This is a genomic window from Cupriavidus sp. SS-3, from assembly GCF_035818815.1.
GTDB classification, from domain to species: Bacteria; Pseudomonadota; Gammaproteobacteria; order Burkholderiales; family Burkholderiaceae; genus Cupriavidus; species Cupriavidus taiwanensis_C.
This window is the reverse complement of record NZ_JAYLVT010000012.1, coordinates 202,461-212,738: the sequence shown is the minus strand read 5'-3', so window position 1 is coordinate 212,738 and position 10,278 is coordinate 202,461. Positions and strand designations below refer to the sequence as shown.

8 protein-coding genes and 4 tRNA genes are annotated in these 10,278 nt (G+C 62.4%); all 12 read left to right on the top strand.

Annotated elements, in window-relative coordinates; all coding sequences use genetic code 11:
* The first annotated feature begins 317 nt into the window (after positions 1–317).
* The 12 genes from U9J39_RS19805 (at position 318) to rpoB (ending at position 10,270) form a co-directional block, all read left to right on the top strand.
* A tRNA-Tyr gene (locus U9J39_RS19805) sits at positions 318–403 on the top strand.
* 51 nt (positions 404–454) lie between these two features.
* A tRNA-Gly gene (locus U9J39_RS19800) sits at positions 455–528 on the top strand.
* Between the two features lie 39 nt (positions 529–567).
* Positions 568–642, top strand: a tRNA-Thr gene (locus tag U9J39_RS19795).
* Between the two features lie 45 nt (positions 643–687).
* The gene (gene tuf / locus U9J39_RS19790; RefSeq protein ID WP_062801974.1) at positions 688–1,878 is read left to right on the top strand and encodes an elongation factor Tu; all 1,191 of its coding nucleotides are present in this window, start codon (positions 688–690) and stop codon (positions 1,876–1,878) included.
* Between the two features lie 83 nt (positions 1,879–1,961).
* A tRNA-Trp gene (locus U9J39_RS19785) sits at positions 1,962–2,037 on the top strand.
* Between the two features lie 59 nt (positions 2,038–2,096).
* On the top strand, positions 2,097–2,477 hold the full coding sequence (gene secE, locus U9J39_RS19780) for a preprotein translocase subunit SecE (RefSeq protein WP_116313200.1): 381 nt from the start codon (positions 2,097–2,099) through the stop codon (positions 2,475–2,477).
* Between the two features lie 10 nt (positions 2,478–2,487).
* Positions 2,488–3,069 carry a transcription termination/antitermination protein NusG gene (gene nusG, locus U9J39_RS19775; protein WP_012354154.1) on the top strand — a complete coding sequence of 194 codons (582 nt, stop codon included), beginning with the start codon at positions 2,488–2,490 and terminating at the stop codon, positions 3,067–3,069.
* A 162-nt stretch (positions 3,070–3,231) separates the two neighbouring features.
* A complete protein-coding gene (rplK, locus tag U9J39_RS19770; protein ID WP_010810467.1) occupies positions 3,232–3,663 on the top strand; it encodes a 50S ribosomal protein L11 in 432 nt (143 codons plus the stop codon).
* On the top strand, positions 3,664–4,359 hold the full coding sequence (gene rplA, locus U9J39_RS19765) for a 50S ribosomal protein L1 (RefSeq protein ID WP_115711160.1): 696 nt from the start codon (positions 3,664–3,666) through the stop codon (positions 4,357–4,359).
* Between the two features lie 410 nt (positions 4,360–4,769).
* Positions 4,770–5,291, top strand: a complete 522-nt coding sequence (gene rplJ / locus U9J39_RS19760) for a 50S ribosomal protein L10 (protein WP_092317648.1) — start codon at positions 4,770–4,772, stop codon at positions 5,289–5,291.
* Between the two features lie 69 nt (positions 5,292–5,360).
* Entirely contained in the window at positions 5,361–5,735 is a 375-nt protein-coding gene (gene rplL, locus U9J39_RS19755) for a 50S ribosomal protein L7/L12 (protein WP_012354151.1), read from the top strand.
* Positions 5,736–6,163: 428 nt separating this feature from the next.
* On the top strand, positions 6,164–10,270 hold the full coding sequence (rpoB, locus tag U9J39_RS19750) for a DNA-directed RNA polymerase subunit beta (protein ID WP_115681338.1): 4,107 nt from the start codon (positions 6,164–6,166) through the stop codon (positions 10,268–10,270).
* The last annotated feature ends 8 nt before the right edge of the window (positions 10,271–10,278 follow it).

Below are 10,278 nucleotides of genomic sequence, written 5' to 3'. Positions count from 1 at the left end.
GTGTGAAAGTAGGTCATCGCCAGGCTCTTATTGTGCAAAACCCCTCGACAGCGTGTGCTGCGAGGGGTTTTTGCTTTTCCCCCGCCCGGTCCGACGCTGTCGCGCAGCGACGCCTGGCCGCTCCAGAGCCGCCAGAAGCCGTTCGGCGAAGCCCCTATAGGGTGAGAACGCAGAAATCTAAACTGCGCTTGTGGGAGCGGTCAGGCAGCGCCAGACGCCACGCCGGAACGCCCTCCCGATTCCATGCCAGCACAGCATCCGCAACGGAAAGTGCTTGACAGGAGCGGCGAGGAAGCCCATAATCGATAGTTCTCTGCGGAGAGGTGCCCGAGTGGCTAAAGGGGGCAGACTGTAAATCTGTTGGCTTACGCCTACGCTGGTTCGAATCCAGCCCTCTCCACCAGAATGCAAGACAGCAGCCGGCAACGCCGGTGAAGAAGCAGGAAAGACCCAGGCGGGTGTAGCTCAATGGTAGAGCAGAAGCCTTCCAAGCTTACGACGAGGGTTCGATTCCCTTCACCCGCTCCAGTCGCGCGGTTGCTGTCATAAAGTAGTACGTCTAGTTTCGCCCATGTGGCTCAGTGGTAGAGCACTCCCTTGGTAAGGGAGAGGTCGGCAGTTCGATCCTGCCCATGGGCACCAAATACCACGCACTGGCAATATCGCTACCGAGACAGGAGTCGCGAAATGGCAAAGGAAAAGTTCGAGCGGACCAAGCCGCACGTGAACGTTGGTACGATTGGTCACGTTGACCATGGCAAGACCACGCTGACCGCAGCGATCGCCACGGTGCTGGCAGCGAAGTTCGGCGGTGCGGCCAAGAAGTACGACGAAATCGACGCAGCGCCGGAAGAAAAGGCTCGCGGTATTACCATCAATACCGCCCACGTCGAATACGAGACGGCCAACCGCCACTACGCGCACGTTGACTGCCCGGGCCACGCCGACTACGTGAAGAACATGATCACGGGTGCCGCCCAGATGGACGGCGCGATCCTGGTGTGCTCGGCCGCTGACGGCCCGATGCCGCAGACCCGCGAGCACATCCTGCTGGCCCGTCAGGTTGGCGTGCCGTACATCATCGTGTTCCTGAACAAGTGCGACATGGTGGACGACGCCGAACTGCTCGAGCTGGTCGAGATGGAAGTTCGCGAACTGCTGTCGAAGTACGAATTCCCCGGCGACGACACCCCGATCATCAAGGGTTCGGCCAAGCTGGCGCTGGAAGGCGACAAGGGCGACCTGGGCGAAGAAGCCATCATGCGCCTGGCCGACGCGCTGGACACCTACATCCCGACGCCGGAGCGTGCCGTTGACGGTACCTTCCTGATGCCGGTGGAAGACGTGTTCTCGATCTCGGGTCGCGGCACCGTGGTGACCGGCCGTATCGAGCGCGGCATCATCAAGGTCGGCGAAGAAATCGAAATCGTCGGTATCAAGCCGACGGTGAAGACCACCTGCACCGGCGTGGAAATGTTCCGCAAGCTGCTGGACCAGGGCCAGGCTGGCGACAACGTCGGTCTGCTGCTGCGCGGCACCAAGCGTGAAGACGTCGAGCGCGGCCAGGTGCTGTGCAAGCCGGGTTCGATCAAGCCGCACACCCACTTCACCGGCGAGGTGTACATCCTGTCGAAGGACGAAGGCGGCCGTCACACCCCGTTCTTCAACAACTATCGCCCGCAGTTCTACTTCCGTACCACCGACGTGACCGGCTCGATCGAGCTGCCGAAGGACAAGGAAATGGTCATGCCGGGTGACAACGTGTCGATCACCGTCAAGCTGATCGCCCCGATCGCCATGGAAGAAGGCCTGCGCTTCGCCATCCGCGAAGGTGGCCGTACCGTCGGCGCCGGCGTCGTGGCAAAGATCCTCGACTAAGCTGTTCGATAGCGAATGCGGCACCAACCGGCCGCATTCGTTGCCAGAGGGGTTGGCGCAAGCGTCGACCCCGAAGTTGTTTTAGGGGTATAGCTCAACTGGCAGAGCGTCGGTCTCCAAAACCGAAGGTTGGGGGTTCGATTCCCTCTGCCCCTGCCAAATCAATCAGCCGCGTCGCGAGGAGCAATCGTGACGCGGCTTAGTCTCGTTTGCGAAACATGGCCAATCCCAATGTTGAAACCGTGAACGCCAGCAGCGGCAAGTGGATGCTTGGCGTCGCGGTGCTGCTGGTGGTTGCGGGCGTCATCGGTTTCTATGCACTGGCACAGCAACCGTCTTATGTACGTGGCGCCGCACTGTTCGGTGGTATTGCACTGGGTATCGTGGTTGCGCTGGTGTCGGCACCGGGCAAGGACTTTATCGGGTTCGCCAAGGAATCGTATCGGGAAGTTCGCAAGGTCGTCTGGCCGACGCGCAAGGAATCCGGGCAGATGACGGGGCTGGTCTTCGTTTTTGTCGTCATCATGGCACTGTTCCTGTGGTCGGCGGACAAGCTCATCGAGTGGATCGTGTTTTCACTCGTACTGGGCTGGAAATAAGAGGTAGCACATGACGGATAACGCCCAGCAGGAAACCGCCGCGCCGGAATCGCCTTCGTCGAAGAAGCGCTGGTATGTGGTGCATGCCTACTCCGGCATGGAGAAGAGCGTGCAACGCGCGCTGCAGGAGCGCATCGAGCGCGCCGAGATGCAGGACAAGTTCGGCCGCATCCTGGTGCCGTCCGAAGAAGTGGTGGAAATCAAGGGTGGCCACAAGTCGGTCACCGAGCGTCGTTTCTTCCCCGGCTACGTGCTGGTGGAAATGGAAATGACCGACGAGACCTGGCACCTGGTGAAGAACACCAGCAAGGTTACCGGTTTCGTGGGCGGTGCCCGCAATCGTCCGAGCCCGATTTCGCAGCGCGAAGTCGACAAAATCATGACCCAGATGCAGGAAGGGGTCGAGAAGCCGCGTCCCAAGACGCTGTTTGAAGTGGGCGAAATGGTGCGCGTCAAGGACGGCCCGTTCACCGACTTCAACGGCAACGTGGAAGAAGTGAACTACGAGAAGTCGCGCCTGCGCGTCTCGGTCACCATCTTCGGACGTGCAACGCCGGTCGAGCTCGAGTTCGGCCAGGTCGAGAAGGTTTAAGGAATTTGCCGGTTGTCGGCCGAAAGGGCGGCAACGGGCAGCGGCGGTGCCCCAGGGCACTGCCAAAGAGGAGCGTGAGGCCGTGCCACCGGTGCGGCGACAGCGCGTTACGACTCAACAGGATCGCAACCCCTGCGTGGAGCGATCCGGATTGGAGTAGAGATGGCCAAGAAGATCATTGGCTTTATCAAGCTGCAGATTCCGGCTGGTAAGGCAAATCCCTCCCCGCCCGTTGGTCCCGCACTGGGTCAGCGTGGTCTGAACATCATGGAGTTCTGCAAGGCGTTCAACGCCCAGACCCAGGGTATGGAACCCGGTCTGCCGGTGCCGGTGGTGATTACCGCCTTCGCCGACAAGAGCTTCACCTTCGTGATGAAGTCGCCGCCGGCGACCGTGCTGATCAAGAAGGCAGCCGGCATCACCAAGGGTTCGCCGAAGCCCCACACCGACAAGGTTGGCAAGATCACCCGCGCCCAGGCTGAAGAAATCGCCAAGGCCAAGAACGCTGACCTGACCGCCGCCGACCTGGACGCCGCCGTGCGTACCATCGCCGGTTCGGCTCGTTCGATGGGCATCACCGTGGAGGGTCTGTAAATGGCTAAGGTTTCCAAGCGCGTCGCCGCCAACAAGGCGAAGATCGAGCGTACCAAGTTCTACCCGATCGACGAGGCCCTGGGCCTGGTGAAGGGCTGCGCCTCGGCGAAGTTCGACGAGTCGATCGACGTGGCCGTGCAGCTGGGCATCGACGCCAAGAAGTCGGACCAGGTGGTGCGTGGTTCCGTGGTGCTGCCCGCCGGTACCGGCAAGTCGGTGCGCGTGGCCGTGTTCGCCCAGGGCGACAAGGCCGAGGCCGCCAAGGCCGCCGGTGCTGACATCGTCGGCATGGAAGACCTGGCCGAGCAAGTCAAGGCCGGCAACCTGAACTTCGACGTCGTGATCGCTTCGCCGGACACGATGCGTGTCGTCGGTACGCTGGGCCAGATCCTGGGCCCGCGCGGCCTGATGCCGAACCCGAAGGTCGGTACCGTGACCCCCGATGTGGCCCAGGCCGTGAAGAACGCCAAGGCCGGTCAGGTCCAGTTCCGTGTCGACAAGGCCGGTATCATCCACGCCACCATCGGCCGCCGTTCGTTCGAAGACGCCGCGCTGAAGAGCAACCTGGCGGCGCTGCTGGACGCGCTGGTCAAGGCCAAGCCGGCCACTAGCAAGGGCGTCTACCTGCGCAAGGTCGCGGTCTCTTCGACCATGGGCGTGGGCGTGCGTGTGGACCAGGCTACGCTGGCAGCCTGAGCTGACGGCACATTGCTGACCGGAACCCGATAACACCGGTCGGCAAGCAAGAATTGAAGACCCTGGCCAGTGGCGAGGGTCGTCTCCGGACCGCAAGGAAGGGAGCAAGGCTTTGGGCAGTGGTGCTGTGCTCGATGCGCAAGCATCGGCCGGCATCGCTGGTTATCAAAGACCGCTGGTGTCCTTTGTCCGCGGCAGCAGGGCGGAAAGGGCTTAATCGGTTGGAGCGCGAGCGAAGGCTTTACGCCTGAGCCAGACGTTTCAGCCAGCCAGCGCAGATGGCGCACCCGAAGGGATTGATGAAGCCGGGCCTCGACCCGGATGATTCGGGCCAATCGGACGCCGTTCGTTTGTGCTGACGTGAAGGCTCCGGTATTGCCGGAGACCCAGCGTCATTTTGGAGCTTAACCGTGCCACTCAATATTGAAGATAAGAAGGCCGTCGTTGCTGAGGTCTCGGCGCAAGTCGCCAAGGCCCAGACCATCGTCGTTGCCGAATATCGCGGCATTGCGGTTGGCGATCTGACCAAGCTGCGTGCTGCCGCTCGCCAGCAAGGCGTGTACCTGCGCGTTCTGAAGAACACGCTGGCCCGCCGTGCCGTCGAAGGTACGCCGTTTGCAGGCCTCGCAGAGCAGATGACCGGTCCGCTGATCTACGGTATTTCCGAAGATGCAGTGGCCTCGGCCAAGGTTCTGAACGACTTCGCCAAGACCAACGACAAGCTGGTCCTGCGCGCCGGGTCGTATGACGGCAAGGTTCTCGACGCTGCCGCCGTGAAGGCGCTGGCCTCGATCCCGAGCCGCGACGAACTGATTGCTCAGCTGCTGGGCGTGATGCAGGCACCGGTGTCGGGCTTCGCCCGTCTGCTGGCTGCTCTGGCCGCCAAGAAGGCAGAAGGCGCTCCCGCGGAAGCGGAAGCTGCCGGCGCCTAAGGCAATCCAGGCCGCGCATCGCAAGATCGCATTACCGATACCGAATCAAATCTAGTAGGAGTATTTCAAATGGCAATCACCAAAGACGACATCCTGGAAGCCGTTGGCGCGATGTCCGTGATGGAACTGAACGACCTGGTCAAGGCGTTCGAAGAGAAGTTTGGCGTGTCGGCCGCTGCCATGGCCGTGGCTGCTGCTCCGGGCGCTGCCGGTGCTGCTGCTGCCGAAGAGCAGACCGAATTCAACGTGATCCTGGCCGAAGTCGGCGCCAACAAGGTTGGCGTGATTAAGGCTGTTCGCGAAATCACCGGCCTGGGCCTGAAGGAAGCCAAGGACCTGGTCGATGGCGCACCGAAGCCCGTCAAGGAAGGCGTGGACAAGGCTGCTGCTGCCGAAGCCAAGAAGAAGCTGGAAGACGCCGGCGCCAAGGTCGACGTCAAGTAATGCTGTACTCGCGTGCCCCTGCGGCACGCGAACAGGGCTGGCAAAGGGAAATTCCCGGCGCCAGCCTTTTTGCGCTTGTGCGTTTGTGTTTTAGTCAACACTCGGCACAGCGCTAACGCGGTAAATGTGATTTTTGCGACTCGCGGCGACGGTGCATTTGCCTGCGATTCAGCAGAGGCCAAACATCAGTGGCACACTAAGTGGTTGCTGCTGATGTTTGTCTTCTGAACCGACTGCAGAAGACAAGTTTGGTCGGGTGTCCCCCGGGCGAGTACAGGCGTTGCGCTGAAGCGACGACCACACCGCCCGCAGCGTGCGGACACCGTCAGCCAGAGGTTGGTAGCGGCCAACCGCCAAATCCCCTCCCAGTCGCTGAACACCTCAGGTCCGGCCAGGTCCAGCCAGCCCTGCGATGATTCGGAGATCCCATGGCGTACAGCTTCACCGAAAAGAAGCGCATTCGCAAAAGCTTTGCGAAGCGCGCGACGGTACATCAGGTTCCATTCCTGCTTGCCACCCAGATTGAATCCTACACCCAGTTCTTGCAAGCGGATACGCCACCCGCACGTCGCAAGACCGAAGGCCTGCAGGCCGCTTTCAACGCGATTTTCCCGATCTCCTCGCATAACGGGCTTGCCCGTATGGAGTTCGTCTCGTATCACCTGTCCAACCCGCCGTTTGACGTCAAGGAATGCCAGCAGCGTGGCCTGACGTTCCACTCGGCGCTGCGCGCCAAGGTTCGCCTGATCATCAACGATCGCGAGAACCCGGGCAAGGTCAAGGAAGTGAAGGAGCAGGAAGTCTACATGGGCGAGATTCCGCTCATGACTTCCACGGGTTCGTTCGTCATCAACGGCACCGAGCGTGTCATCGTCTCGCAGCTGCACCGCTCGCCGGGCGTGTTCTTCGAGCACGACAAGGGCAAGACCCACAGCTCGGGCAAGCTGCTGTTCTCGGCACGCATCATCCCCTACCGCGGTTCCTGGCTGGACTTCGAATTCGATCCGAAGGACATCCTGTACTTCCGCGTCGACCGCCGCCGCAAGATGCCGGTGACGATCCTGCTGAAGTCGATCGGCCTGACCCCGGAACAGATCCTGGCGCACTTCTTCGTGTTCGACAATTTCACGCTGCAGTCGGAAGGCGCGCAGCTGGAGTTCGTGCCCGAGCGCCTGCGCGGTGAAGTCGCGCGCTTCGACATCGCCGACAAGAACGGCCGCGTGGTGGTCGAGAAGGACAAGCGGATCAACGCCAAGCACATCCGCGACCTGGACTCGGCCGGCACCAAGCTGATCAGCGTGCCGGAAGACTACCTGCTGGGCCGCGTGCTGGCCAAGAACATCATCGACCCGGATACCGGCGAGGTGATCGCCAACGCCAACGACGAGCTGACCGAAGCGCTGCTGGAAAACCTGCGCGAAGCCGGCGTCAAGCAGATCCAGACCTTGTACACCAACGACCTGGACCAGGGCCCGTACATGTCGCAGACCCTGCGCGTGGACGAGACCGTCGACCAGACCGCCGCGCGTATCGCGATCTACCGCATGATGCGCCCGGGCGAGCCGCCGACCGAGGAAGCCGTGGAAGCGCTGTTCCAGCGCCTGTTCTACAGCGAAGAGTCGTACGACCTGTCGCGCGTTGGCCGCATGAAGGTGAACAGCCGCCTGGGCCGCCCCAGCGGCGAAGGCGCCATGGTGCTGCAGGACGAGGACATCCTCGAGACCATCAAGATCCTGGTCAACCTGCGCAACGGCAAGGGCGAGGTCGATGACATCGACCACCTGGGCAACCGTCGCGTGCGTTGCGTCGGCGAACTGGCCGAGAACCAGTTCCGCGCCGGCCTGTCGCGCGTGGAGCGTGCCGTCAAGGAACGTCTGGGCCAGGCCGAGACCGAGAACCTGATGCCGCACGACCTGATCAACTCCAAGCCGATCTCGTCGGCGATCCGCGAGTTCTTCGGTTCGTCGCAGCTGTCGCAGTTCATGGACCAGACCAACCCGCTGTCCGAGATCACGCACAAGCGCCGTGTCTCCGCACTGGGCCCGGGCGGCCTGACCCGCGAGCGCGCCGGCTTTGAAGTCCGCGACGTGCACCCGACCCACTACGGCCGCGTGTGCCCGATCGAAACGCCGGAAGGTCCGAACATTGGTCTGATCAACTCGCTGGCACTGTATGCCCGCCTGAACGAATACGGCTTCCTGGAAACGCCGTACCGCAAGGTGGTCGACAGCAAGCTGACCGACGAGGTCGACTACCTGTCGGCGATCGAGGAAGGCAAGTACGTGGTGGCGCAGGCCAACGCGACCGTCGATGCCGACGGCAACCTGACCGACGAACTGGTGTCGGCGCGCGAAGGCTCCGAGCGTGAAACCCGTATGGTGACGCCGGACCGCGTGCAGTACATCGACGTGGCGCCGTCGCAGATCGTGTCGGCCGCTGCCTCGCTGGTGCCGTTCCTGGAACACGATGACGCGAACCGTGCACTGATGGGCGCGAACATGCAGCGTCAGGCCGTGCCTTGCCTGCGTCCGGACAAGCCGCTGGTCGGCACCGGCATCGAGCGCACCGTTGCGGTCGACTCGGGTACGGCCGTGCAGGCGATGCGTGGCGGCGTGGTCGACTACGTCGACGCGATGCGTATCGTGATCCGCGTGAACGACGACGAAGCCGTCGCCGGTGAAGTCGGCGTGGACATCTACAACCTGATCAAGTACACGCGCTCGAACCAGAACACCAACATCAACCAGCGTCCGATGGTGAAGGTTGGCGACCACGTTGCCCGCGGCGACGTGATTGCCGACGGCGCCTCGACCGACCTGGGCGAGCTGGCGCTGGGCCAGAACATGCTGGTGGCGTTCATGCCGTGGAACGGCTACAACTTCGAGGATTCGATCCTGATCTCGGAGCGTGTGGTGGCCGAAGACCGCTATACCTCGATCCACATCGAGGAACTGTCGGTCGTCGCCCGCGACACCAAGCTGGGACCGGAAGAAATCACGCGCGATATCTCGAACCTGGCCGAAGCCCAACTGGCTCGCCTGGACGAGTCGGGCATCACCTACATCGGTGCCGAGGTTGAAGCCGGCGACGTGCTGGTGGGCAAGGTCACGCCGAAGGGCGAGACCCAGCTGACGCCGGAAGAGAAGCTGCTGCGCGCGATCTTCGGCGAGAAGGCGTCGGACGTGAAGGACACCTCGCTGCGCGTGCCGTCGGGCATGAGCGGCATCGTGATCGACGTCCAGGTCTTCACCCGCGAAGGCGTGACGCGCGACAAGCGTGCCCAGTCGATCATCGACGACGAACTGAAGCGCTACCGCCTGGACCTGAACGACCAGCTGCGTATCGTGGAAGGCGACGCGTTCCAGCGTCTGGAGCGTCTGCTGGTCGACAAGACCGTCAACGGCGGTCCGAAGAAGCTGGCCAAGGGTGCCAAGATCACCAAGGAGTACCTGGCGGACATCGACAAGTACCACTGGTTCGACATCCGTCCGGCCGACGAGGAACTGGCCGCCCAGCTGGAAGCCGTCAAGGAAGCCATCGAGCAGAAGCGCCACGAATTCGACCTGGCCTTCGAAGAGAAGCGCAAGAAGCTGACGCAAGGCGACGAACTGCCGCCGGGCGTGATCAAGATGGTCAAGGTCTACCTGGCCGTCAAGCGCCGCCTGCAGCCTGGCGACAAGATGGCCGGCCGTCACGGTAACAAGGGTGTGGTGTCGAAGATCGTGCCGATCGAAGACATGCCGTACATGGCGGACGGTACCCCGGCCGACATCGTGCTGAACCCGCTGGGCGTGCCGTCGCGGATGAACGTGGGCCAGATCCTGGAAACCCACCTGGGCTGGGCCGCGCGCGGCCTGGGCCAGCGCATCGGCGACATGCTCAAGGCTTCGGCCAAGGCGCAGGAACTGCGCACGCTGCTCTCGCAGATCTACAACGAGAGCGGCAAGCCGGAAGACCTGGACAGCCTGAGCGATGCCGAAGTGCTGGAGCTGGCGCACAACCTGAAGAAGGGTGTGCCGTTCGCGACCCCGGTGTTCGATGGTGCGCACGAGAAGGAAATCAAGCGCATGCTCGACCTGGCCTACCCGGACGAGATTGCCGCCGAGAAGGGCCTGACGGCTTCCAAGCAGCAGGTCACGCTGCACGACGGCCGCACCGGCGAAGCGTTCGAGCGTCCGGTCACGCTGGGTGTGATGCACATGCTGAAGCTGCACCACCTGGTCGACGACAAGATGCACGCACGTTCCACCGGCCCGTACTCGCTGGTGACGCAGCAGCCGCTGGGCGGCAAGGCCCAGTTCGGTGGCCAGCGTTTCGGTGAGATGGAAGTGTGGGCACTGGAAGCCTACGGCGCGTCGTACGTGCTGCAGGAAATGCTGACGGTCAAGTCCGATGACGTGAACGGCCGTACCAAGGTGTACGAGAACATCGTCAAGGGCGAGCACTCGATCGACGCCGGCATGCCGGAATCGTTCAACGTGCTGGTGAAGGAAATCCGCTCGCTGGGTATCGACATCGACCTCGATCGCTACTGATCGAGACG

Bases quoted from the DNA above. Each gene is read 5' to 3' on its own strand.
- rpoB (WP_115681338.1), top strand. From the start codon at position 6,164: ATGGCGTACAGCTTCACCGAAAAGAAGCGCATTCGCAAAAGCTTTGCG.
- rplA (WP_115711160.1), top strand. From the start codon at position 3,664: ATGGCTAAGGTTTCCAAGCGCGTCGCCGCCAACAAGGCGAAGATCGAG.
- rplK (WP_010810467.1), top strand. From the start codon at position 3,232: ATGGCCAAGAAGATCATTGGCTTTATCAAGCTGCAGATTCCGGCTGGT.
- tuf (WP_062801974.1), top strand. From the start codon at position 688: ATGGCAAAGGAAAAGTTCGAGCGGACCAAGCCGCACGTGAACGTTGGT.
- rplL (WP_012354151.1), top strand. From the start codon at position 5,361: ATGGCAATCACCAAAGACGACATCCTGGAAGCCGTTGGCGCGATGTCC.
- secE (WP_116313200.1), top strand. From the start codon at position 2,097: ATGGCCAATCCCAATGTTGAAACCGTGAACGCCAGCAGCGGCAAGTGG.
- nusG (WP_012354154.1), top strand. From the start codon at position 2,488: ATGACGGATAACGCCCAGCAGGAAACCGCCGCGCCGGAATCGCCTTCG.